The organism is Ensifer sp. Root558, assembly GCF_001427045.1.
GTDB classification, from domain to species: Bacteria; Pseudomonadota; Alphaproteobacteria; order Rhizobiales; family Rhizobiaceae; genus Ensifer; species Ensifer adhaerens.
In genome coordinates this window covers 113075-136391 of record NZ_LMGC01000037.1, presented here as the reverse complement: position 1 = coordinate 136391, position 23317 = coordinate 113075, and the positions used below count along the sequence as shown (strand labels likewise).

The 23317-nt window shown below is 64.5% G+C and carries 19 protein-coding genes and 1 riboswitch; of the genes, 10 read left to right on the top strand and 9 right to left on the bottom strand.

The genetic code is table 11. The annotated features are described in order from the left end of the window. The first annotated feature begins 73 nt into the window (after positions 1–73). A complete protein-coding gene (locus ASD63_RS31640; protein ID WP_034805730.1) occupies positions 74–3460 on the top strand; it encodes an ATP-binding protein in 3387 nt (1128 codons plus the stop codon). Further along, on the top strand, positions 3453–4376 hold the full coding sequence (locus ASD63_RS31635) for a response regulator transcription factor (RefSeq protein ID WP_060530430.1): 924 nt from the start codon (positions 3453–3455) through the stop codon (positions 4374–4376). The genes ASD63_RS31640 and ASD63_RS31635 overlap by 8 nt, the downstream gene beginning before the upstream one ends. A gap of 141 nt (positions 4377–4517) precedes the next feature. Here the strand turns inward: ASD63_RS31635 and ASD63_RS31630 are convergent, their stop codons facing one another. Both ASD63_RS31630 and ASD63_RS35895 read right to left on the bottom strand, forming a co-directional pair. Continuing rightward, positions 4518–5420 carry a hypothetical protein gene (locus ASD63_RS31630; protein WP_060530429.1) on the bottom strand — a complete coding sequence of 301 codons (903 nt, stop codon included), beginning with the start codon at positions 5418–5420 and terminating at the stop codon, positions 4518–4520. A gap of 264 nt (positions 5421–5684) precedes the next feature. Further along, entirely contained in the window at positions 5685–5855 is a 171-nt protein-coding gene (locus tag ASD63_RS35895) for a hypothetical protein (protein WP_159415784.1), read from the bottom strand. 68 nt (positions 5856–5923) lie between these two features. Between ASD63_RS35895 and ASD63_RS31625 the strand changes: the two genes are divergently transcribed. Then, the gene (locus ASD63_RS31625; protein WP_034805724.1) at positions 5924–6424 is read left to right on the top strand and encodes a hypothetical protein; all 501 of its coding nucleotides are present in this window, start codon (positions 5924–5926) and stop codon (positions 6422–6424) included. 63 nt (positions 6425–6487) lie between these two features. Here the strand turns inward: ASD63_RS31625 and ASD63_RS31620 are convergent, their stop codons facing one another. After that, positions 6488–7099: a glutathione S-transferase family protein gene (locus ASD63_RS31620; RefSeq protein WP_034805722.1), complete on the bottom strand. Its 612-nt coding sequence runs from the start codon at positions 7097–7099 to the stop codon at positions 6488–6490. Between the two features lie 92 nt (positions 7100–7191). Between ASD63_RS31620 and ASD63_RS31615 the strand changes: the two genes are divergently transcribed. Continuing rightward, positions 7192–7911, top strand: coding sequence for a YafY family protein (locus ASD63_RS31615; RefSeq protein WP_060530428.1), 720 nt, complete (start codon positions 7192–7194; stop codon positions 7909–7911). 79 nt (positions 7912–7990) lie between these two features. On the opposite strand, the gene ASD63_RS31610 is transcribed toward ASD63_RS31615, so the two are convergent. After that, positions 7991–9316, bottom strand: a complete 1326-nt coding sequence (locus tag ASD63_RS31610) for a dicarboxylate/amino acid:cation symporter (RefSeq protein ID WP_034805703.1) — start codon at positions 9314–9316, stop codon at positions 7991–7993. Between the two features lie 243 nt (positions 9317–9559). Here ASD63_RS31610 and ASD63_RS31605 point away from each other — a divergent pair, with 243 nt between their 5' ends. The 4 genes from ASD63_RS31605 to ASD63_RS36690 all read left to right on the top strand — a co-directional run bounded on the left by ASD63_RS31605 (position 9560) and on the right by ASD63_RS36690 (position 15910). Further along, positions 9560–11413 (top strand): ATP-binding protein, encoded by a 1854-nt coding sequence (locus ASD63_RS31605; protein ID WP_244497297.1) that lies wholly within the window; start codon positions 9560–9562, stop codon positions 11411–11413. A 3-nt stretch (positions 11414–11416) separates the two neighbouring features. Continuing rightward, positions 11417–12781: a sigma-54 dependent transcriptional regulator gene (locus tag ASD63_RS31600; RefSeq protein WP_060530426.1), complete on the top strand. Its 1365-nt coding sequence runs from the start codon at positions 11417–11419 to the stop codon at positions 12779–12781. Between the two features lie 97 nt (positions 12782–12878). Further along, positions 12879–13007, top strand: a riboswitch (TPP riboswitch). A gap of 90 nt (positions 13008–13097) precedes the next feature. Next, positions 13098–14921: a phosphomethylpyrimidine synthase ThiC gene (gene thiC / locus ASD63_RS31595; protein WP_034805694.1), complete on the top strand. Its 1824-nt coding sequence runs from the start codon at positions 13098–13100 to the stop codon at positions 14919–14921. 455 nt (positions 14922–15376) lie between these two features. Next, positions 15377–15910: a hypothetical protein gene (locus ASD63_RS36690; RefSeq protein ID WP_090296833.1), complete on the top strand. Its 534-nt coding sequence runs from the start codon at positions 15377–15379 to the stop codon at positions 15908–15910. 172 nt (positions 15911–16082) lie between these two features. On the opposite strand, the gene ASD63_RS31585 is transcribed toward ASD63_RS36690, so the two are convergent. The 3 genes from ASD63_RS31585 to ASD63_RS31575 are packed head-to-tail and all read right to left on the bottom strand — an operon-like array spanning position 16083 to position 19734. Further along, positions 16083–17321 (bottom strand): Zn-dependent hydrolase, encoded by a 1239-nt coding sequence (locus tag ASD63_RS31585; RefSeq protein WP_060530424.1) that lies wholly within the window; start codon positions 17319–17321, stop codon positions 16083–16085. Positions 17322–17350: 29 nt separating this feature from the next. Beyond that, entirely contained in the window at positions 17351–18526 is a 1176-nt protein-coding gene (locus ASD63_RS31580; RefSeq protein ID WP_060530423.1) for a M20 aminoacylase family protein, read from the bottom strand. A gap of 2 nt (positions 18527–18528) precedes the next feature. Further along, complete coding sequence (locus tag ASD63_RS31575) at positions 18529–19734, bottom strand: diaminopropionate ammonia-lyase (protein WP_060530422.1); 1206 nt, start codon at positions 19732–19734, stop codon at positions 18529–18531. A 155-nt stretch (positions 19735–19889) separates the two neighbouring features. Here ASD63_RS31575 and ASD63_RS31570 point away from each other — a divergent pair, with 155 nt between their 5' ends. Next, positions 19890–20372 carry an Lrp/AsnC family transcriptional regulator gene (locus tag ASD63_RS31570; protein ID WP_060530421.1) on the top strand — a complete coding sequence of 161 codons (483 nt, stop codon included), beginning with the start codon at positions 19890–19892 and terminating at the stop codon, positions 20370–20372. A gap of 48 nt (positions 20373–20420) precedes the next feature. On the opposite strand, the gene ASD63_RS31565 is transcribed toward ASD63_RS31570, so the two are convergent. Together ASD63_RS31565 and ASD63_RS31560 are read right to left on the bottom strand one after the other, a co-directional pair. Next, positions 20421–21233 (bottom strand): zf-HC2 domain-containing protein, encoded by an 813-nt coding sequence (locus tag ASD63_RS31565; RefSeq protein ID WP_060530420.1) that lies wholly within the window; start codon positions 21231–21233, stop codon positions 20421–20423. Next, positions 21230–21772, bottom strand: a complete 543-nt coding sequence (locus tag ASD63_RS31560) for an RNA polymerase sigma factor (protein ID WP_034805673.1) — start codon at positions 21770–21772, stop codon at positions 21230–21232. Before ASD63_RS31560 ends, ASD63_RS31565 begins: the two co-directional genes overlap by 4 nt. A gap of 157 nt (positions 21773–21929) precedes the next feature. Here ASD63_RS31560 and ASD63_RS31555 point away from each other — a divergent pair, with 157 nt between their 5' ends. Next, positions 21930–23312: a S8 family serine peptidase gene (locus tag ASD63_RS31555; protein WP_244497295.1), complete on the top strand. Its 1383-nt coding sequence runs from the start codon at positions 21930–21932 to the stop codon at positions 23310–23312. The last annotated feature ends 5 nt before the right edge of the window (positions 23313–23317 follow it).

Genomic DNA, 23317 nt, shown 5'->3' with positions numbered 1-23317 from the left:
AGCAATTTTAAGCAGAAAATTTCCGTGCTAAGAAAAAAGGCAGAGACTACCGCGACAGCACGTTAGGACCCCCATGGCGGCACGCCAGCGCATCATTCCCGTCCGGCGGGAATACAATCGTTGGGTCGCCAACCAGACGCTTGAAGACTATGCGCTGCGCTTCACCGCCAAGAGCGCCCGGCGCTTCTCTTCCGAACGCATTTCCCAGACCGCCATAGGCGCGATCTCCTTTCTGGCGCTGGAAGCGATCGGTGGCGCCATCACCATGTCCTATGGCACCACCAATGCGATCGTTGCGATCGTCGTCGCCAGCCTGATGATCCTGACCGTGGGCCTGCCGATCAGCCGCTATGCGATCCGCCACGGTGTCGACATCGATCTGCTCACCCGCGGCGCCAGCTTCGGCTATATCGGCTCGACGGTGACCTCGCTGATTTATGCCAGCTTCACCTTCATCCTCTTTGCGATCGAGGCCTCGATCATGTCGGGCGCACTCGAACTGGCGCTCGGCATACCGCTCTGGATCGGCTACATCCTGAGCGCCGTCGTCGTGATCCCGCTCGTCACCCATGGCGTGCGGCTGATCAGCAAGTTCCAGTTGATCACGCAGCCGTTCTGGATCGTGCTCAACGTCCTGCCCTTCGTCTTCATCGCCTTTGCCGATTGGGAGAAGGTCGGCGCCTGGCTCGCCTATGCGGGCATGCATCACGCCTCGGGTCCTCCGGGTACCTTCGCGCCTTTTGACCTCGTCGAATTCGGTGCGGCCTCTGCCGTCATCTTCGCGCTGATGGCGCAGATCGGCGAACAGGTCGACTTCCTGCGCTTCCTGCCGCCGGACGGACAGCGCAAGCTGCACCACCGCATCGCCGTCTTTCTCGCCGGTTCCGGCTGGGTGATCGTCGGCGCGCCCAAACTGCTCGCCGGCTCGTTCCTGGTGGTGCTGGCGCTTTCTGCCGGTGTGCCTTCGACCAAAGCCGCCGATCCGGCGCAGATGTACTACACCGCCTTCGGCTACATGATCCCCTCCGATACGGCAGCACTTCTCCTGATGGTCGCCTTCGTCGTCGTGTCGCAGTTGAAGATCAACGTCATGAACGCCTATGCCGGGTCGCTCGCCTGGTCGAACTTCTTCTCGCGGCTCACCCACAGCCATCCGGGCCGGGTCGTCTGGCTGGTCTTCAACGTCGCCATCGCGCTCCTTTTGATGGAGCTCGGCATCTACCGGCTGCTTGAGGAAACACTCGGCGTCTTCTCCATTATCGCCATGGCCTGGCTTTGCACGATTTCGGCCGATCTTTTCGTCAACAAGCCGCTCGGCCTGTCGCCTCCCGGCATCGAGTTCAAGCGCGCCCATCTCTACGACATCAACCCTGTGGGTCTCGGCGCGATGGCGATCTCGGCGACCGTGGCGCTGACAGCGCATTTCGGTGCCTTCGGCGAGATTGCCGCCTCGCTCGCGCCATACATCGCGCTGGTCGTCGCCTTCATCGCCTCGCCGCTGATTGCCTGGGGCACCGACGGCAAGTTCTATCTCGCGCGCAAGCCGCGCAGGAGCTGGGCCAACCGGATGGACATCACCTGCTCGATCTGCGAGCATCCGTTCGAGCCGGAGGACATGGCCTGGTGCCCCGCCTATGCAGCGCCGATCTGCTCGCTCTGCTGCTCGCTCGACAGCCGCTGCCACGACATGTGCAAGCCGAAGGCCCGCTTCAACGCCCAGGTCGCGACCGTCGCGACCACGTTGCTTCCACGCACCGTCACGGAAAAGCTCGCGACGCGGCTCGGCCGCTACGCGATCTCTGCGGTGCTGTCGATCGCCGGCATCGGCCTCATCCTCGCGATGATCGCCCACCAGACCGCCGGCACATCTCCCGAGATCGCTGCGGTCGTCGAGCGCACGGTCGCCGTCGTCTTCTTCGTCTTTGCCGTGCTCGCTGGTATCGTCTCCTGGTTCTACGTGCTCGCCCATGACAGCCGCGTCGTCGCCGAAGAAGAATCCTCGCGCCAGAACACCCTGCTTCTGAAGGAAATCGCCGCCCACAAGAAGACCGACGCCGCACTCCAGCAGGCAAAGGAAACAGCGGAAGCAGCCAACCGCGCCAAGAGCCGCTATGTCGTCGGCCTCAGCCATGAGCTTCGCACGCCTCTCAACGCCGTGCTCGGCTACGCCCAGGTTCTGGAGCGCGACGAGACGATCCCCCCGGCGCGTCAGGGCGCGATCAAGGTGATCAAGCGCAGCGCCGACCATCTTTCCGGCCTGATTGACGGCCTCTTGGATATCTCGAAGATCGAGGCCGGCAAGCTGCAGGTCTACTCCAATGAGATCAACATTCACGATTTCCTCGACCAGATCGTCGAAATGTTTCGGCCGCAGGCATTGGCCAAGGGCATCAGCTTCGAGCACGAGCGCGCTAGCGGCCTGCCACGCCATGTGAAGACCGACGAAAAGCGCCTGCGGCAGATCCTCGTCAATCTCCTATCCAACGCATTGAAGTTCACCGAGCGTGGCGGCATCCGCCTGGATGTCGCCTATCGCAGCCAGGTGGCGACCTTCACGATTGCCGACAGCGGCCGCGGCATTGCCGACAAGGATTTGCCGCGCATCTTCGATCCGTTCCAGCGCGGCGAGGCCGAACATCTCGGTAGTATGCCGGGCCTCGGCCTCGGCCTGACGATCACGCGGCTCCTGACGCAGACGCTCGGCGGCGAAATCGCAGTCACCAGCACGCCTGGGCAAGGCACCACCTTCCGCGTCCGGCTGATGCTGTCGGCGGTAGATCGTCCGCTACCTCCCGCAGCCCCGCGCCGTATCACCTCCTATCTCGGCCCGCGCCGCACCATCGTCATCGTCGACGACAATGCCGACCATCGCGACCTCATGCGCGAGATCCTCGTGCCGATGGACTTCACGGTGCTGACGGCCGCGTCCGGAGCCGATTGTCTGGCGCTGCTTCAAGACCTCGGCGCCGACCTCTTCCTGATCGATATCTCGATGCCGGGCATGAGCGGCTGGGAGCTTGTCGAGCGGCTGCGCCAGGGCGGGCAGATCGCGCCGATCATCATGCTTTCGGCCAATATCGGCGATGGCTCGGCGACCGGAGCATTCCGCGGCCACAACGACACGCTCGCCAAGCCCTTCCCCGTCGGGCAACTCGCCGACAAGCTCGCCGTGCACCTTGGCCTCACTTGGGTTCACGAGGGAGAGGAGAAGCAAGCACACCCGTCGCCGGCGGCCGAACCGTTGACGCGCCCCGACGCCTATCACGTGGAAGAGCTGATCCGCCTTGGAGAGATCGGCTATGTCAGGGGCATCGAAGCCAAACTGACGGAGATTGCCCTGCAGCCCGAGCACCAGCCCTTCGCTGAGGCCGCCCGCGCCTATGTGCAGGCCTTCGACCTCTCGGGCTACGACGCTTTCCTCAAGAACAACGCAGCCAACGGAGACGACGCCCATGGCTGAGGCCAACGACCGCCGCGACATCGTGCTTCTCGTCGACGATTCCCCGGAGGCGCTTGGTTTCTTGACGGAAGCGCTGGAGCAATCCGGCTTTTCCGTGCTGATCGCGACCTCCGGCAGCGCCGCCCTTTCGATCGCCGAGCGCATCACGCCCGACGTCATTCTGCTCGATGCCGTCATGCCCGGGATCGATGGCTTCGAGACCTGCCGACGCCTCAAGGGCAACGCCGCCGTCGGCCAGACGCCGGTGCTGTTCATGACCGGGCTGACCGAGACCGAACATGTGGTGCGTGCGCTCGAGGCCGGCGGCGTCGACTATCTGACCAAGCCGATCAACATCGATGAGCTGAGGGCGCGCATTCGCGTCCATCTCTCGAACGCGCGTTCGGCCCAGAGCGCACGGGTCGCACTTGACGCGGCCGGCCGCCATCTGCTCGCGGTGCGCAGCGACGGAAGCGTCTGCTGGTCGACGCCGCAGGCGACGCGTCTCGTCAACGCCGCAACCGGCCGCGACGATGGCATGGCGATCGTCACCCGGCGCATCGCGGGCTGGATGGCAAACCGCCTGCGCACCGGAGCGCCCGACGACGGCACCTTCACGCTCGACCAGCCCAAGCAGTCGTCCCTGCAGATATCCTTCCTCGGCTCGATCGGCCCGAATGAACATCTCTTCCGCCTCACCGCCGAAAACCGCCGCTCCGACGATGCGGTGTTGCGCCAGCACTTCGCATTGACCCCAAGGGAATCGGAGGTGCTGCTGTGGATCGCCAAGGGCAAGGCGAACCGCGACATCGGCGAGATCCTCGGCTTGAGCGCGCGCACGGTCACCAAGCATCTGGAGCAGATCTATGTGAAGCTCGGCGTCGAGAACCGGGCGTCTGCCGCGGTGAAGGCGACGCAGGTTCTGCACAGTCTGTAGGCAGGCTGCGGTCCGATTTCCGTCCCGCTTCTTGCTGCCGCACGTCCAGCGTCATGGGCGGGTCAGCACCTGCTGAAAGCGACAGCCGACCGGCACGCATCGCAAGCAGCAATCTGCACGCGCTCAGGCCGCGCCCGCCGTTCACCTTGCCTGCAACGCTGCCCAGGCGAAGGCTTCATCGAGTGCGGCAAACTTGACCGCTTGCCAATGGCGGTAATCGTCGACCAGGTCACGCGAAATCCAGAGCGGACCGCGGCTGCCGGAACTCTCCCAGCCGAGAACGCCGAGATCACCGGCACGCGCGAAAACCCTTTGCGCATGGGTGCGCGAGATGATGTAGCGGCTGGAGATCTCACCTGGCTTCAGGGGCCCGATCCAAATCCGCTGATCGGGCAGGACGCCCGTCGGCAGCCGCGCCACCAGGTCGTGCAGGATGTTGCTGCCCGACTCCGTCGAGACGAAAGCGGCGATGCTTTCGGGTGGGTCGCACCAGGTGCGATCCGCGATGAGCCGCCGCATCGCACGCGGGAGCGCATGATGCATCAAGGTCGGCTCGGTTTGCGACTGCGCCAGCCTTGTTCCCTCGTCGAGCCTGTCGAGCGACGAAAGGTGCCCCTCGAACCACTGCCGGATCAGGCCCTCGGCGACATCGGAAAGGATCAGGGGCCTGATCCGCTTGTCGCCGCCCTGTTCCGCATCGAGAAGCAGTCGATAGTTGCGCATCTCGGCCAGGTGCGCCGCTGCCGTGTTCTTGCTGGCTACGTTGTTGCCGGCGATAAAGTCGATCAGCCTTGCCGCCGTCAGTTCGGGGCGGGATGGGTCGGTCAGACGCTCGAAATGCAGCGTCAGGATGGCCTGGGTGAGCAGCCATTTTCTCAGGCTGGCGGTGTAGCGCACGATGCGCGGAGCGGCGTCATGGATCGCAACCATATGAAGGGCCGCCTGACGCAACGCCTCCCCAAAGAGCGGATCGCCGACGAACCGCTCAGGCGTGAACGGCGTTTCGCCGTCCGGGGATCGGACACATTCGGATCGCGCCGTCACGGGCAGTCTCCAGACAGCGTAACCGCTGTTCGTTGCTTGCGACCGCGTGAAATGAACCGGTGGCTGGCGGGTGCCTTTAGGCGGACCCGGGCACCCGGATCGGTTGAAAAAGGCAAAAAGCGCGTAACACCGAACATAAACCAGTCCCCCTCCCGCCCCGGTGGCCAATAGCTAAATCGGACAGACAGCGCAGATCGAGGTCTATACTTACAAGGTAACGAAGTCTTTACCCGTTTTTACGGATGGGGACGACGAGACGCTGTTTCAGAGATCAACGTTAATACGGGGAATTGAAAACAGCAGCGCACGTGCAGGCAAATCTGATAAAACAGCGCCAGGGATCACATTTTGATGGCTGCCCGGATGCGTGCCCGATTGTTGATCGATCGTAAGATCCGGCCAGATAAAGAAGCCAATGAGGAACTTCGCCGCCACATGTTGCGTTGACGCTCATGTGCGGCAACGGGGTGTTGCAGCATCCACGCAAATGGGAGGTGCAAGGCATGTGGCGATGGCTCCTGATGGCCGCACTCATCTTGCCGTCCACGAGTGCCTCACGGGCAGACGAGGGCGCGTTCTTGAAGACCCTTGGCGGCAACTGGGCAGGCACCGGAACGGTGCGCATCCGTGCTCACATGTCGCCGATGAACATTTCCTGCAACTTCAGTTCCAAGGCGAGCGACGCGGCTCTATCGATGGAGGGCGTCTGCCGCGGCATGCTGCTGATCTCGCGATCCATCGACGCGAAGCTGCGCTTTACCGGGTCCACCTATAGCGGCTCCTATCTCGGCCCCCGCGGCGGCCGCGCCGGGCTCAACGGCACACGACGCGGCGATGCGATCAACCTCACCATTCGATGGGCGAAGGAAGTCAATGGCGACCGCAGTGCCGACCTGACCTTACGCAAGGTCGGCACCAACGGGATGCAGTTGAAGACGATCGACGTCGATCCCGCTTCCGGCAAGCGGATCGTCACGAGCGAGATCAATCTCAAGCGAAAATAGCCTTGGGCCACTATGCCCCCTTCGGACCGGAACCGGGGCGGAGTTGGCGCGTTGCCGGCGCCGTCAGGCTACCGCTGCCACCCGGGCATCGAAATCCGCGGTCCATTGTAGCGACGGCCGCGCGCCACAGCGCTCGACCCAGTCCTTGATGACGGCGCTATCCGGTGTTGCCGCGGGATACCAGGCGAAGGGCGAATGCAAGAGCAGGTCGGCCGCCGAGTAGTGCTCGCCCATCAGATAGGGACTGTCCTTCAACGCGTTTTCCAGGCGTGCCGCCATCTCTGTCGGGCCGCGGAAGGTGGCGTCGAAATAGGGGTGCGAAACCCCCGCGGCTTGCGCGATCAGCACCGGCTCGACCACACCGGCATACCAGGCAAGCCAGCTGAGATAACGGCCACGCTGCGGATCGCCAACATGCGGCGCCATCCTCTTTTCCGGGAAGAGGTCGGTCAGGTATTGGATGATCGCAATGGTTTCCCAGAGCACCACACCGTCATGAACGAGCAGCGGCACCTTACCCTCCGGGTGCGGGTTCGCCGGATCCTTTCGACCGCTGCCGTCACCGCGAGTGATGTCGACGATCTCGACTTCCACCTTGTCGAGAGCATCGAGTTCGCGAAGCAGGGTGATGATGCGCGACGAGCGCGAGCGCGGGGCGTGAAAGAGTGTCAGCATAGTCTGGATCCTCGGTTGCGTTTGACGATGCGGATCTTATACAGTCGGCCAACTGCCAGTTTTCGTCAGTAGGGTTCGTCTATCTTTCAGCCATGGCCCGTAGTGATCGTCTGTTCCGCCTGCTCCAGGCGCTGCGCACACTCCCCTCCCCGGCAACGGCGGCCCGCCTTGCCGAGGAAACCGGCGTGTCGTTGCGCTCGCTCTATCGGGACATCGACAGCCTGCGCGCCGCCGGCGCCGTCATCGATGGCGAGCGCGGCTTCGGCTACCGGCTGACGGAGGATATCGCCTTGCCGCCGCAAACCTTTACCCGCCTGGAGATCGAGGCGCTGGTGCTCGGCCTTGCCGAGGTGCATCACATGGGCGAGCCGGATCTTGCCGCGGCGGCACGCGCCGTCCTTTCCAAGATAACGGCGACACTGCCCGATCGGTTGCAACGCCAGGCGCTTCATGCGGTCTCGCAGGTCTATCGCTTCGGCAGGAGAGGGCCGCCACCCGTCGATGTCTCCCTGCTGCGCGAAGCCTCCTGGCAGGAACGCGCCGTCATCATCGGCTATGTGGATGCCTTGGGGCAGCGGACCGACCGGCAGGTTTTGCCGCTTGCCATCGTCTATCTGGAACGGGTTCTGGTGCTTCTCGCCTGGTGCTGCCTTCGAGAAGGTTACCGCAAGTTCCGCGTCGACCGCATCGTCGATGTCAGCACGACGGAGGAGAGCTTCCGTCCGCGTCGGGTGCCGATGCTCCGGGAGTTCATCGGCTTCTTGAACGCTGGCGCGCCGGACACATCGAAGATGACGCTGAGCGGCCAATAGCCGCAAACGACGACGCGGCCCGTGTTGCCACGGACCGCGTTCGGACTGCTTTTTTGCAGTCATGCCTTGGGAGGCAAACTTATTCCGCCGGCTGCAAGGCCGGCTGCGGCAGCGCCTCCGGCGCACGGCCGCCAAGGACCGCGGCCATCTGCGCTTCATCCAGTTCGCCTTCCCACTTCGCAACGACGATCGTGGCGACCGCATTGCCGACGAAGTTGGTGAGCGCGCGGCATTCCGACATGAAGCGGTCGATGCCGAGGATCAGCGCCATGCCGGCGACCGGCACCGCCGGGACGACCGAAAGCGTCGCAGCCAGCGTGATGAAACCGGCGCCGGTGATGCCGGCAGCACCCTTGGAGCTCAACATCGCGACGAGAAGCAGCAGCACCTGATCGCCGAGCGACAGCGGGATATCCATCGCCTGGGCGATGAAGAGCGCGGCCAGCGTCATGTAGATGTTGGTGCCGTCGAGGTTGAAGGAATAGCCGGTCGGGATGACCAGACCAACGACCGAGCGCTTGCAGCCGGCCTTTTCCATCTTGCTCATCAGACCCGGAAGAGCGGCTTCCGACGAGGACGTGCCGAGCACCAGGAGCAGTTCTTCCTTGATGTAACGGATCAGCGCAACGATCGAGAAGCCATTGTAGCGGGCGACCGCGCCAAGAACGACGAACACGAAGAGGAAGGACGTGATGTAGAAGGTGCCGATCAGCATCGCCAGGTTGGCGATCGAGCCGACGCCGTATTTGCCGATGGTAAACGCCATCGCGCCAAAGGCGCCGATCGGGGCGGCCTTCATCAGGATGCCGACGAGCTTGAAGACCGGCAGCGTCAGCGCGTGCAGGAAGTCGACGACGGGCTCAGCCTTCTTGCCGACCATGGCAAGCGACAGACCGAAGAGCACGGAGATGAACAACACCTGCAGGATGTCGCCATCGGCAAAGGCGCCGACGAGCGTCGTCGGGATGATGCCCATCAGGAAGCCGGTGATCGTCTGCTCATGCGCCTTTTCGGCATAGGTGGTCACCGCCTTGACGTCGAGCGAGGCCGGATCGATGTGCATGCCGGCGCCCGGCTGGACGACATTGGCGACGATCAGGCCGATGATCAGCGCGAGCGTCGAAAACGTGAGGAAATAGATCATCGCCTTGCCGGCGACGCGGCCGACCTTGGCAAGATCGGTCATGCCGGCGATGCCGGTCGCGACTGTCAGGAAGATGACCGGCGCGATGATCATCTTGACGAGACGGATGAAGGCGTCGCCGAGCGGCTTCAGCTCGGTGCCGAGCGACGGATAGAAATGGCCGAGCAGGATGCCGGCGGCGATCGCAACCAGAACCTGGACATAGAGATGGCGATAGAAAGGTGTCTTGCCGCGCGGTTCCGCGGATTGTTCGATAATCATGAGATCCTCCACTGGACCCAGTCCGGCGTCATGCCGGGCCTCCCGGGTCAATTTCCGATGCGCGACAGCGCGGGCTGTCATGAGGATGTCATTTGCAACGGTCGTGCCAGTTGGCCGCGGCAGGAACCAAGCCTTTGAATTGATGAGGATGTTTTGTGCAGGCGGCTCGGTGCGCACAAAGAGTTGAGCGGATTTCCGCACAAGCCGTCTGGAAGACTGAGCGAAAAAATGCACAATTGGGCCATGTTCAACGCCCTGTCCGCCCCCCTCAATCCGGCAGATCTCGACCAGTCGATGCGCCGCACCTGGCTGGTCTTTGCCGGCCTTGCCGTCGCGCTGCTTGTCGCCGCGCTCCTGCTTGCCGGCGAGTACGGCCGAAGCCAGGCGCTCGAAACTGTCGATGCCCAAAGCCGGATCGATGCCAATCTGAAGGCCTCGCTGCTGCGCGCCGTACTCGAACGCCAACGCTCGACGCCGCTGGTGCTGGCCGACGATGTCGAGGTGATGGCAGCCCTTTCGACCCGCGGCACAGAGGCGCTGCAACGGCTGAACGAGAAGCTGCAGGCGCTGGCGACCAACACGGACGCCGCTGTCATCTACGTGATCGGCCCTGATGGCGTCGCCGTCGCTGCCAGCAACTGGCGCGAGCCGACGAGTTTCGTCGGCAACGACTATGCCTTCCGCGAATATTTCCGCATGGCGATGCGCGACGGCAAGGCCGAGCATTTCGCCATGGGCAACGTCAGCAAGCGGCCGGGCCTCTACATTTCGCGTCGGGTCCAGGGTCCTGACGGCCCGATCGGCGTCGTCGTCGCCAAGCTCGAATTCGACGATGTGGAAGCCGAATGGCTCGCCTCCGGCAAGCCGGTCTACGTCACCGACCGGCGCGGCATCGTGCTGATCACCAGCTTCCCCTCCTGGCGCTTCATGACGACCAGAACAATTCCACGCGACCGCGTCGCCGCCATCCGCGACAGCCTGCAATTTGGCGATGCCTCGCTGCTGCCGCTGCCCTTCCGCGACATCGAGCCGACCAGCGATGGCTCCAGCGAGTTGCGCGCACTGTTGCCGGGCGACAGCGAACGTCGGTTCCTCCGGGTCGAAACCATGGTTCCGACCACCAGCTGGCGGCTGGAGCAGCTAGCACCGCTCGATGGCGCGATCTCGGCGGCAACCCGCGAGGCCCGGCTGATTGCCCTGGCCCTCCTCGCACCGCTGCTCGCTTTTACCGCGGTCCTCCTGCGCCGCCGCCAGACGCTGGCACTGGTGTCTGCGCGCGATCGCGCCGCGCGCGACGAGCTGGAGACCCGCGTGGCGGAGCGCACACATGACCTCAGCCTTGCCCGCGATCATCTCGAAACGGAGATCGCCGACCACCGGCGTACCGGCGAGAAGCTGCAGGCGGTGCAGCAGGAACTGGTTCAGGCGAACCGGCTGGCGATCCTTGGCCAGGTGGCGGCCGGCGTCGCCCACGAGATCAACCAGCCGGTCGCGACCATCCGCGCCTATGCCGACAACGCCCGCACCTTCCTCGAACGCGGCCAGCAGCAGACCGCGGTCGAGAACCTTGTCAGCATCGCCGAACTGACCGATCGGGTCGGCACCATCACCGACGAACTCAGAAGCTTCGCTCGCAAGGGCCGCTTCGTCGCCGAGCCGACGCCCATGCGCGACGTGATCGAGGGGGCGATGATGCTGCTGCGCAGCCGCTTTGCCGGCCGCATGGATTCGATCGTCATCGACCTCCCGGAAAATGGCCTCAGCGTCCTCGGCAGCCGCATCCGGCTCGAGCAGGTGCTGATCAACCTTTTGCAAAATGCCCTGGAAGCGCTCGGCACGCGCAGCGACGCCGAGATCCGCGTGCGCTGCGAGGACAGCCCGTCCGGGACGGTTTTGCTCGTCGTTGCCGATAACGGCCCAGGCATTCCCCTGCACATCCACGAGGATCTGTTCACGCCGTTCAACACCTCGAAGGATGAAGGGCTCGGCCTCGGCCTTGCCATCTCCAAGGAGATCGTCGCCGACTATGGCGGCGATATCACCGTCGAAACCAGCGACAGGGGCACCGTCTTCACGGTTCGCCTGAAGAGGGCCTGAGCGATGCAGCCGACCGTCTATCTCGTCGACGACGACAACCATCTGCGCAAGGCGATGACGCAGACGCTGGAACTCGCCGGCCTCGCCGTTACCCCTTTTGCCAGCGCTGCCGAAGCGTTGAAGACGCTGGATGCGAATTTCGACGGAGTCGTCGTCAGCGATATCCGCATGCCGGGCATCGACGGCCTCGCCTTCTTCCGCCGCATCGAAGCTTTCGACGCGGATCTGCCGGTGATCCTGGTGACCGGCCATGGCGACATCCCGATGGCAGTGCAGGCGCTGCAGGATGGCGTCTACGACTTCATCCCCAAACCCTTTGCCGCCGACCGGCTGGTGCAGAGCGTGCATCGCGCGCTGGAAAAACGCCGGCTCGTGATGGAAAACCGCGCGCTGAAACGGGCCGCCGAGACGGCCGGCGACAGCCTGCCGCTGATCGGCCAGACGCCGGTCATGGAACGTTTGCGCCAGACGATCCGGCACATTGCCGATACCGATGTCGACGTGCTCGTCGCCGGCGAGACGGGCAGCGGCAAGGAGGTGGTGGCGACGCTGCTCCACAATTGGAGCCGACGCCGCAACGGCAACTTCGTGGCGCTGAATTGCGGGGCGCTGCCCGAAACGGTGATCGAAAGCGAACTCTTCGGCCACGAACAGGGCGCCTTCACCGGCGCCTTGAAGAAGCGCATCGGCCGGATCGAGCATGCGAGCGGCGGCACGCTGTTCCTCGACGAGATCGAGGCGATGCCACCGGCGACTCAAGTGAAGATGCTGCGCGTTCTGGAAGCGCGCGAAATCACGCCGCTTGGCACCAACCAGGTTCGTCCGGTCGATATCCGCGTCATCGCGGCTGCCAAAATCGATCTTGGCGACCCGGCGCAGCGCGGCGATTTCCGGGAAGACCTCTACTTTAGATTGAATGTCGTAACGCTGTCGATCCCACCGCTGCGCGAACGCCGAGACGATATCCCGCTGCTCTTCTCGCACTTCCTGACCCGGGCGGCCGAGCGCTTCAAGCGCGACGCGCCTGTGGTCACATCGGCCGTGCAGAGACATCTGATGACGCATGCCTGGCCGGGCAATGTGCGCGAGCTCTCGCACTTTGCAGAACGCGTGGCGCTTGGTGTCGAAGGTCCGCTGGGACAGCCGATTGCGCCCGCCGAACAGCCTGGATTTGCGCTCCCGGAACGGCTCGAACGCTACGAGGCGGAGATCCTGAAAGAGGTGTTGCGGGCTCAGCGCGGCGACGTCAAGGCGACGATCGAGGCGCTCGGCATTCCGCGCAAGACATTCTACGACAAGCTCCAGCGCCACGGCATCAACCGTGCCGATTACGCCGAGCGGGCCGCACCGGAAAAGGCCGGCCGCTAGCGTCAAACCCGAATCCGTCACCACACGCAATAGGTGCATCTTTGTCGGCAGGCGAATTCACGCTTGACGACCCGGGCCGATCGATGGCTATGATCTAGGCATTCACCAGGGGGGTCCCGCAAGGGGCTGAGATTCTGCTGGATGGCCGGCTTGCCGGCTGTGGCGCAGTGACCCGTTGAACCTGATCCAGTTCATACTGGCGTAGGGACGGTGCAGATATCGAAGCCAGGATTCCGTGCGTCCAGCATCTGGCGGAGCGTCTTTCATCTTTCCGGCATCAGAACTGGGTCTCCAATTGCAAACTTGGAGCCTCGTCATGAATATTGCCACCAAACCCGCAGCCCTCACGGTCACGCAAGGACCGCTTCCGGCCTCCCGCAAGATCCACAAGCCGGGCGTGCTTCATCCGGATATCCGCGTGCCGATGCGCGAGATTGCGCTCCACCCGACGTCGGGCGAGCAACCGGTTACGGTCTATGATTCCTCCGGCGCCTACACCGCCGACGACGCCGAGATCCGCATCGAGGACGGCCTGCCGCGGCTGCGCCGCAACTGGATCGTCGACCGCGGCGATGTGGAAACCTATGAGGGACGCGTGGTCCGCCCCGAGGACAACGGCTTTGTGAGCGGCGACAGGCTGACACCGACCTTCCCGTTCCAGCATGCGCCGCTGAAGGCCACGGGCGGCCGCGCAGTGACCCAGCTTGCCTATGCCCGCGCCGGCATCATCACGCCGGAAATGGAGTTCGTGGCGATCCGCGAAAATCTCGGCCGCGACGCGGCGCGTGCGAAAGTCCGCGACGGCGAGAGCTTCGGCGCCCACATCCCCGATCACGTGACACCCGAATTCGTGCGCCAGGAAATCGCCAGCGGCCGGGCGATCCTGCCTGCCAACATCAATCACCCGGAATCCGAGCCGATGATTATCGGCCGGAATTTTCTGGTGAAGATCAACGCCAATATCGGCAACTCCGCCGTCACCTCGTCGATGGCGGAAGAGGTCGAAAAGATGGTCTGGGCGACGCGCTGGGGCGCCGACACCGTCATGGACCTTTCGACCGGCCGCAACATTCACAACATCCGCGAATGGATCATCCGCAACTCGCCGGTTCCGATCGGCACCGTGCCGCTTTACCAGGCGCTGGAAAAGGTCAACGGCATTGCCGAGGACCTCACCTGGGAAGTCTATCGCGACACGCTGATCGAGCAGGCCGAACAGGGCGTCGACTATTTCACCATCCATGCCGGCGTCCGGCTGCACTACATCCCGCTCACCGTCGATCGCGTCACCGGCATCGTTTCGCGCGGCGGCTCGATCATGGCCAAGTGGTGTCTGCATCACCATCGCGAGAGCTTCCTTTACGAGCATTTCGAGGAAATCTGCGACATCTGCCGCGCCTATGACGTCTCCTTCTCGCTCGGCGACGGCCTGCGCCCCGGCTCGATCGCCGATGCCAACGACGCGGCACAATTCGCCGAACTCGAAACGCTCGGCGAGCTCACCAAGATCGCCTGGGCCAAGGATTGTCAGGTGATGATCGAAGGCCCCGGCCACGTGCCGATGCACAAGATCAAGGAGAACATGGACAAGCAACTCGCCGTCTGCGGCGAGGCGCCGTTCTACACGCTCGGACCGCTGACGACGGACATTGCGCCCGGCTACGACCACATCACGTCGGGCATCGGCGCGGCGATGATCGGCTGGTTCGGCACCGCCATGCTCTGCTACGTCACGCCGAAGGAGCATCTCGGTCTTCCCGATCGCAACGACGTCAAGGTCGGCGTCATCACCTACAAGATCGCCGCCCATGCCGCCGATCTCGCCAAGGGCCATCCGGCCGCCCAGGTGCGCGACGACGCGCTGTCGCGCGCGCGCTTCGAATTCCGCTGGGAGGACCAGTTCAACCTCTCGCTCGACCCGGAGACGGCCCGTAACTTCCACGACGAGACACTGCCGAAGGAAGCGCACAAGGTCGCGCATTTCTGCTCCATGTGCGGCCCGAAATTCTGCTCGATGCGGATCTCGCACGACATCCGCGCAGAAGCGCAGAAGGAAGGCCTGGAGGCAATGGCCGCGAAATACCGCGAGGGCGGCGACCTCTATATGCCGGTGGAAGGGGCGGCTGGCGCGGCCGAGTAGACGACAGAGATTCGTTGAAGGGGCCAGTCACGGCCCCTTCAGTTCACTCAGGGCTGCGCCTCCCGCCTCGGAAGCGGAAGCGGCGATCGCCAAGGCTCTCCTCCTCCGTCATGCTTGGGCTTGAGCCGAGCATGACGGAGGGTGGGAGGCGCGCCAACGACCCCGTTCAATCAACAAACATGCAACGTCCTCTGTCCCTCTCGCGACGCCTCAGCGATGAGGGCGATCATCTGTATGTCGTGGCCGCCGCCAGAGGCCCGCACCTTGCGCTCCGTGTCGCCCGTCCCCCCAATAGCTTGTCCCCACATCGATTGAACGATATGCAAGGCGCACGCAAAAGTCGCTGTCGGCGAAATTCATTCGCGGCGGGCAGCCGAACTGTACCCGCGCAAAAGTCCTGCAGGACGACGCAAGAACGCCGTTTGCACAAGGAGAATGACTTGAGGACATGCCTGTTGAGACTGACGGCCTTGTCCATAGGAGCCCTTGCAGCATTCGGCGGAGATCTGCCGCGCCTCAACGGTGACCGGGGCTTTGCCGCGGGCCTTTCCTGGATTTCCGCTGCCCATGCGGACGACGCCGATGCCGGCGGCACGAATGGTGAAGGTGCCGCGGGCGGCAGCGACCAAGGTAGCGAAAACGTCGGGAGCGGCGGAAGCAACGGCACAGAGGGTGGCGGCGATTGGGGCTCCGGCGATGGTAGCGGCGTGGGCGGCGAGCCCGGCGGGACCGGGGCTGGCGGTGGAGGCGGCGTCATCGACGGAAGCGGCCTGAGCGGCGGAGACAGCGAGCGCCACTCATCCTCATCGCGCGACGGGCGGGATTACGGACCAACCGGCAGCGTATGGCACGGCGGCAGCAGTTTCCTCAATCTTTTTCGCCGGACACCGGAAGAGCCTCCCGAGGGGAGCGGGCCAGAGTCTTCCACCCGGCAGAAGAGCGATGCGGGATCCCGCAAAAGCGCGGGTCACACCAGAACAGAGCCCTGAAGAGATGTCTGCTTCGTCGCGCCGAAGGATGCCGTGTGCTGTTTATCGCAGACATAGAAGCGTCTGCGCCTGGATGCTTGGGCCAAGCCCTGGCATGACGGAGCAGCGGGAGGCGCGCTATCGATCCCGTTCGATCAACGAACGCGCAACGTCCCTATAGCCCTATAGCCCTCTAGCGACCACTCACCATCCGCTCGACCACATCGAGCAGCACGTTGGCGCCGGCGACCAGATCATCCGGCTCCGTGTGTTCGCGCGGATTATGGCTGATGCCGTCGCGGCTCGGAACGAAGATCATCGCCGTCGGCGCGATGCGGGCGATCATCTGGGCATCATGACCGGCGCCCGAGGTCATGCGCCGGCTCTTGAGGCCTCGCGCCTTCGCCGAAGCCTCGACCGCTGCGACGATGCCCTGATCGAAGGCGACCGGCTGGAAGCGTGCCAGCCGCTCGACCGAGATCGTTACCCCCTCTTCCGCGCCGATGCGCACCAGAAAGTCCGCAAGCGCCGCTTCGAGCGCCTGCAGCCGATCCTCGTCCGGATCGCGCAGATCGACGGTGAAGGCGGCACGCGATGGGATGACGTTGATCGCGTCGGGCTCGAAACGCATGGTGCCAATGGTCGCGACACTCGGCGCGTTCGACCGGGCAATATGCTCGCGCAGGAAGAGGCCGACACGGGCGGCCGCGAGACCGGCGTCGGAACGCATTGCCATCGGCGTGGTGCCGGCATGGTTGGCGACGCCATCGATCGTCACGCGCTGCCAGGAAATGCCCTGCAGGTTCTCGACGGCACCGATCGAAAAGCCCTCGCGCTGCAGCACCGGCCCCTGCTCGATATGGAGCTCGACATAGGCGTGGGGCTTGAGGAACCCCGGCTCGATGTTGCCGGCATAGCCAATCCGCTCGAGTTCCTCGCCCAGCGACGAGCCATCCGTGCCGATGGTCGCGAGCGCTGCGTCCAGCGGCAGGCCGCCGGCATAGACGAGCGAGCCGAGCATGTCGGGCGCAAAACGCACGCCCTCCTCATTGGTAAAGGCGGCAACGACGATCGGTCGGGCCGGCGTCACGCCACGGTCCTTCAGCGTCTCGATTACTTCGAGCGCGGCGAGTACGCCGTAACATCCGTCATAGATGCCGGCATTGATGACCGTATCGATGTGCGAGCCGAGCATGATCGGCGCTTCGCCGCTGTTCTCCTCGCTGCGCCAGATGCCGAAGATGTTACCAATCTGATCCACGGCCACATCGAGGCCCGCCGCCTCGATCCAGGCGACGAGGCGGTTGCGGCCGGCCTTGTCGTTGTCGGAGCCGGCCAGCCGGGTCAGTCGCCCTTCTGCATCGCGACCGATTTCGCCAAGCTCGCGGATGCGCCCGAAGAGGCGCGCGGCGTCGATGGAAGGAAATGACATGTTATTCCTGCTTTCATGCGGATTTTGGTTCATGGCCGGCTATCAGCCAACGCCAGTCTCTGCCGGATAATCTCGGCGTGATAACGCGCGCCGAAGATCAGGGCGTCGTCGTTGAAGTCGTAACGCGGATTGTGCAGCGGCGCCGATGTCTCGCCATTGCCGATGAAGACGAAGCAGCCCGGAACGTGCTCAAGGAAGCGTGCGAAATCCTCCGAGCCGGTCATCGGCTCGGCGGCCGTTGCGACATTCCCGGTCCCGAACACCGTTTCTGCTGCGGCAAAGGCGTGGCCGGTCAGGGCCGGGTCATTGATCAGTGGCACGAACTCGCGCGTGTAGTTGACCTCGACCTCGCAGCCATAGGCATCCGCCGTACCCTTGGCGATCACCCGCATCTCCGCTTCGATCTTGGCGCTGACCTCCGGGCGGAAGCTGCGGGCATCGCCGAGGATGCGGGCGAGACCGGGCAGCGCGTTGCGCGTGCCGTCGGTCAAAAGCTCGGTGACCGAAACGACACCGATATCCGTCGGCGAGAGGCGGCGCGACACGATCGTCTGCAGATTGACGACGGTGGCGCAGGCGGCGACCAGCGTCTCGTTGCCCCAGTGCGGCCGCGCCGCGTGCCCGCCGACGCCTTTGAGCACGATCTCGAAATTGTCCTCCGCCGACATGATGGCGCCGACGCGGGTTTCGAAACGGCCGACCGGCAGCCCCGGCATGTTGTGCAGGCCGTAGATTTCGTCGAAGGGAAAACGTTCCATCAGTCCGTCGTCGAGCATCGCCAGCGCGCCCTTGCCCCACTCCTCGGCCGGCTGGAAGATAAAGCATGCGGTACCATCGAAGCCGCCGTCTTCGGCGAGCATCTTGGCGGCGCCAAGCAGCATGGCCGTGTGACCGTCATGGCCGCAGGCATGCATGGTGCCGGGCTTCGTCGAGCGATAGGGAAGCTCTCCCTGTTCCGGTATCCGCAGCGCATCCATGTCGGCCCGAAGCGCTATGGCGCGGTTGCCGCTGCCGCGTTTCAGCCGACCGACGACGCCGGTACCACCGACACCTTCCACCACCTCGTCGAGCCCGAATTCCCTGAGCTTTGCCGCAACGAAGGATGAGGTGCGTTGTTCCTCGAAACCGAATTCCGGGTGCGCGTGCAGGTCGCGGCGCCAGGCGGTCATGTCCTTCACAAGCCGGTCAAAATCCATTCCCGCCATGGTCATCCTCTTTCGTTCGATGTGTTGGCGACGGTCTCGGGCGACAGGCCGACCAGGGCAGCATAACGCTCTGGGTCCGTCGCACCCTCGGTATTGATGACGAAGACGCGCGACTGCGCGGTCAGTCCGAGCGTTTCCCGCAGCGCTGGATCGCGGGCAACCGAAAGCAGCCCGGCCAGGCCGACGCCGCCGCTTTCGCCGGACACGATCGCCGGGTCAGAGCCTGTCGGCCGCGCAAGCCGGTTCATCACCGAAACGGCATCCTCCTCGTCGACGGTCATGAAGGCATCGGCGACGCGCGACAGGATACGCCAGGCGACAAGCGACGGCTCGTAGCATTCGAGCATCGCCATGATCGTCGGCTCGCCATGCGCCACCTTGACCGGATGTCCGGCTCTGGCGCTTTCGTAGAGGCAGGCGGCGCGCGCCGGATCGACGACGACGAAACGTGGACGCTCCGCGCCATAACGTAGCGCCAGATGCCCCGCGGTCGCCGCCGCAATGCCGCCAACGCCCGCCTGCACGAACACATGCGTCGGAGGCTCTTCCATCTGCCGCAGCGCCTCGCTCAGCAGCGCCGTGTAGCCCTGCATCACCAGGCCGGGAATGTATTCGTAGCCCGGCCAGGTGGTGTCCGAGACGACGGTCCAGCCATTTTCGTCACAGACCCGCGCGGCCTCCCGGACGGAATCGTCGTAGGTCCCGGCAACGCGGACGATCTCCGCGCCATAGGCCGCGATCGCCTCGATGCGCGTTTCGCTGACGCCTCCGTGCACGAAGATCACCGCTTTCGCGCCGACAAGCCGGGCGCCCATGGCAACCGAGCGGCCGTGATTGCCATCGGTGGCGCAGCCGAAGGTCTGGGCGGCGGCAATTGCCCGAACCTCTGGCCGGTCGAGATCGTCGAGATCGATGCTGCGACCGAGACGCCGTTCTGCCTCCTCGACCACCAGCCGGATCACCGCATAGGAACCGCCAAGCGCCTTGAAACTGCCGAGACCCAGGCGATGGCCTTCGTCCTTGACGAAGATGCCGGCAATACCGAGTTCGTCCGCCAAAGCGGGCAAGGCATGAAGCGGCGTCGGCCGATGGTCGGGGCGGCGCGCAAGCTGCTGCTCGACACGGGCGGTGGCGGCAAGCGACAGCATGTCGGCATCCGCGGGCAGTAGCGAGTGGCCGAAATCGGCATGGGTATTGGCGAGAAACATGGTGCAATCTCCGTAGACCACGAAAATCTATTTCATCGCTGCCGAGAAATGCGCTCTAAATAGCCGGCGCGGATGCAAGTTTGTAAAGCGAATGGGGTGCCGTGACGTGGGGTTCCACCTTCAGCGCCCGGAGAGCAGGAACCGAAAGGCACTGGATGGCCCCGTCGAAAAAGCCACAGGTCGAACTGGATCGCTTCGATCTTGCGATTCTCGCCATCCTGCAGAAGGACAATACGACGCCGCAGCGCCAGATCGGCGAGGCGGTCAATCTGTCGGCGCCCGCCGTCCAGCGGCGGATCAAGCGCATGGAAGAAACCGGCGTCATCCGCGCCAAAGTCGCGCTGATCGACCCGGTCAGCGTCAATCAGGCGCTGACGATCCTGGTGGAGGTGGAGGTCGAAAGCGAGCAGATCGCCCTGCTCGATGCGGCCAAGGCGGCATTCACGGCGGCACCCGAGGTGCAGCAATGCTACTATGTCACCGGCGACGTCGACTTCATGCTCGTCGTCATCGTGCCGACCATGGCCGACTACGAGGCCTTCACCCGGCGCATGTTCTTCGGCAATGCGAACATCAAGCGCTTCCGCACCTTCGTGACGATGGATCCGGTGAAGGTCGGGCTTTCGGTTCCGCTCTAGGATAAAGCCGGAAGCGCGCAGCGATTGCCCGACGGCGGAATTCTCCGCCTACTTCGAGCCCCCGAGCGCCTTCTTCTCGGCGTCCGCGTCGAGCGGCTGCCCGGCGCCGATCGACGTCAGAAAAGCATCGACGGTCTCAAGCGAAGAGGCGGGCGCATAGCCGTCTCCGCCTTCCGGCCTAGTGACGGCGAGCCGCGTCTGCCAGGTCGACGCCTTGCGGCAGGCGACCGACACCAGACCGGGCTCACCGGGCTGGGCGAGTTCGTATTCGCGGCAGAGCTGCCCCGAGCCGAGCTCGAAGGCCGATACCAGCCGGACCGTCCCCTGCCCTTCACCAAGGGCGACTTCGTCTCCCGAAGCCGCCTTGTCGAGGATGGCGGAGAGCGCCGGGCCGACGGTGCCGGCCACCTGCATCGCGCCCGGCACCCCGCCTGGATCCGCCAGCCCACCGCCGCGAAGCAGGTAGCCGCCAGCGCCGCCGACGACCACCAGCAGCGACGCTGCCATCGCCATCAGAAACCGCGAGGGGCTGCCGTTCGGCGACGCCGGCTGATCCGCAGGGCGCCGGAAGGCCACGACGTTATCGCCGGCTGCAGCCGGTGCGTCCGCCGCGCGCGCTGCGTCGCCTGCGGCCGCCGCCATGGCCCGCACCTTAGCGACCAGTTCATCCGGCACCGGCTCGTCGAGCACTGGCTTCAGCGCCTCGCTTGCGGCGGCGCGTGTTTCCATGAACATCGCTACGCGCGCCATCAATTCGTCGTCCGTTTCCAGCGCCGCCTCGACACGGCGCATCGTCTCCTCGTCGAGTTCGCCGTCGGCGAACGCCATCAAGATTTCATCGCTGAATTCCGTGTCGCTCATCTTGTCCCGCCTCTCATGTCCTGTGAACGCGCGACCGGCGGTTCTATTCCCGTTGCCTCCGCAAGATTTTTACGCGCCCGGGCGAGCCTGCTCATGACGGTTCCGATCGGAATGCCGAGAACCTCGGCTGCCTCCTTGTAGGAAAGCTCCTCGACGCAGGTGAGGATCAGTACCTCGCGCTGTTCGAGCACCAGGCCGTCGATCGCAGCCGCCACGCTCTTCAGCGCCATGCGCGCCTCGCTCCCGGCCTCGCCCGAAGGAACGGCGAGTTCGGCCTGCGCCTCGATCTCCTCCGTCGGGCCGGCGGTCTTCTGCCGGCGCAGCTGGTCGATCCAGAGGTTGCGCAGGATGCGGAACATCCAGGCGTCAAAGCGCGTGCCTTCCTCGAAGCGGTCCGAACCGGCAAGCGCCTTTTCGCAGGCCGCCTGCACCAGATCGTCGGCCACGTCGCGCGACCGGCAAAGCGAAATGGCAAAGCGGCGCAGGTTCGGCAGAAACGCGACCAGGCGCTCGCCGAAGACGATGGTCGGATCCGTCATCGGGCGTTCCTTTTGGCGCTACCCTTCGTCACCGGTGGAATAATTTGTCCATTCATCCGTTGAGCGTTATGGGAACTACACCCGAAAGTCACCACTTATGGTCCGTCCGTTCACGGTAAGCTTTCGTTTTCGGATGCCGCTACACAAGGAGAAAACCTTGAAAAAACGGCTGTTTCGACTGACCGTCCTGTCGTTGTGCGGCCTGGCAACCGGTGCTGGGGATCTCTCCTTTGGCGGTAGTAACGATGGCAATTCAACCGTTCGCTTTGCCTCAATCAGTCAGGCCCAGGCGGACGACGACGATGACGATGGTGGCGGTGGCGGTTCGTCCCGCGGCTCAGGCGATCGCGACTCAAGCAACACCTGGCGGGGAGGCGGCAATCTGCTCGATCTCTTCCGCGGAACGCCGGAGCGCCGCGTCGTGCGCCAGCGTCCGGCAGCGCGCCGGGCAACCCATGTTCCCGGTGAAATCATCGCGCTCGGTCTCAACGATGCCGCCATCCAGCGCCTTGCGGAAAGCGGCTTCACAGTGCGTGCACGAGAGCCGTTCGGGCTTTCGACGACAGAGATCGTCAAGCTCGGCGCCCCCCGCGGCATGACGCTCGAGGATGCCCTCCGGCAGGTCGCGGATGCGACGCCCGGAGCAATCGCCGATCTCAACCATTATTTCGAGCCGAACGAAGGCACCGCCTCACCGGCTCCCTGCGCCGACGGCGGTTGCGCGCTCGTCCGCACCGCCATCGGCTGGCCCGACGCCAGCGCCGCGTGCACGGCTGCCGGCCCGATCGGGCTGATCGACACGGCGATCAACCCCGCCCATCCCTCACTAAAGGATGTCAGGCTCGACATCGTCAGGCTGGCGGAGGAAGAGGCGCCGGAATCCGGCCGCCAGCACGGGACTGCGGTCGCAGCTCTCATTGCCGGACGGAAGGACAGTCGCGCGCCGGGGCTGCTCGGCAATGCCCACCTGATCGCCGTCGACGCCTTCCAGCGAAAGGGCGGCGAGAGCGATATCGCCGAGACCTACGATCTCGTGCGCGCCATCGATCTCCTGGCCTCGCGCAAGGTCACGGTCATCAATATGAGCCTCTCCGGGCCACACAATCTGCTGCTCGAAAAGACCGTCGCGCTCGTAGCCGAGCGAAACATCATCCAGGTGGCGGCGGCCGGCAATGACGGCCCGCGGGCTAAACCCGTCTATCCGGCCGCCTATCCGGCGACGATCGCGGTCACCGCGGTCGACCGCAACTTCAAGCCCTATCGCCGCGCCGGGCGCGGCGACCATATCGATGTCGCAGCACTCGGCACGAGTGTCTGGACGGCTGCGTCGATCGAGGGGGCAGCGCCCAAGACCGGCACATCCTTTGCCGCCCCCTTCGTCACGGCTGCCTCCGCCATTCTCAGGGCCTCGCATCCGTCGCTGTCGGCCCAGGAAGTTGCAAAACTCGTCACGGAGACGGCGCAGGACCTCGGCGCGCCGGGCAAGGATCCCGTGTTCGGCTGGGGCGTTCTCAATGCCCGCGAGCTCTGCCGCTCGTAGCAGCG

Excerpts from the sequence above, each read along its gene's own strand:
- ASD63_RS31575 (WP_060530422.1), bottom strand. The coding sequence starts at position 19,734 with ATGTTTCTCGCCAATACCCATGCCGATTTCGGCCACTCGCTACTGCCC.
- ASD63_RS31605 (WP_244497297.1), top strand. The coding sequence starts at position 9,560 with ATGTTCAACGCCCTGTCCGCCCCCCTCAATCCGGCAGATCTCGACCAG.
- ASD63_RS31615 (WP_060530428.1), top strand. The coding sequence starts at position 7,192 with ATGGCCCGTAGTGATCGTCTGTTCCGCCTGCTCCAGGCGCTGCGCACA.
- ASD63_RS31560 (WP_034805673.1), bottom strand. The coding sequence starts at position 21,772 with ATGACGGATCCGACCATCGTCTTCGGCGAGCGCCTGGTCGCGTTTCTG.
- ASD63_RS31620 (WP_034805722.1), bottom strand. The coding sequence starts at position 7,099 with ATGCTGACACTCTTTCACGCCCCGCGCTCGCGCTCGTCGCGCATCATC.
- ASD63_RS31565 (WP_060530420.1), bottom strand. The coding sequence starts at position 21,233 with ATGAGCGACACGGAATTCAGCGATGAAATCTTGATGGCGTTCGCCGAC.
- ASD63_RS31600 (WP_060530426.1), top strand. The coding sequence starts at position 11,417 with ATGCAGCCGACCGTCTATCTCGTCGACGACGACAACCATCTGCGCAAG.
- ASD63_RS31585 (WP_060530424.1), bottom strand. The coding sequence starts at position 17,321 with ATGTCATTTCCTTCCATCGACGCCGCGCGCCTCTTCGGGCGCATCCGC.
- ASD63_RS31570 (WP_060530421.1), top strand. The coding sequence starts at position 19,890 with ATGGCCCCGTCGAAAAAGCCACAGGTCGAACTGGATCGCTTCGATCTT.
- ASD63_RS31640 (WP_034805730.1), top strand. The coding sequence starts at position 74 with ATGGCGGCACGCCAGCGCATCATTCCCGTCCGGCGGGAATACAATCGT.
- ASD63_RS31635 (WP_060530430.1), top strand. The coding sequence starts at position 3,453 with ATGGCTGAGGCCAACGACCGCCGCGACATCGTGCTTCTCGTCGACGAT.
- thiC (WP_034805694.1), top strand. The coding sequence starts at position 13,098 with ATGAATATTGCCACCAAACCCGCAGCCCTCACGGTCACGCAAGGACCG.
- ASD63_RS31580 (WP_060530423.1), bottom strand. The coding sequence starts at position 18,526 with ATGGCGGGAATGGATTTTGACCGGCTTGTGAAGGACATGACCGCCTGG.
- ASD63_RS31610 (WP_034805703.1), bottom strand. The coding sequence starts at position 9,316 with ATGATTATCGAACAATCCGCGGAACCGCGCGGCAAGACACCTTTCTAT.
- ASD63_RS31625 (WP_034805724.1), top strand. The coding sequence starts at position 5,924 with ATGTGGCGATGGCTCCTGATGGCCGCACTCATCTTGCCGTCCACGAGT.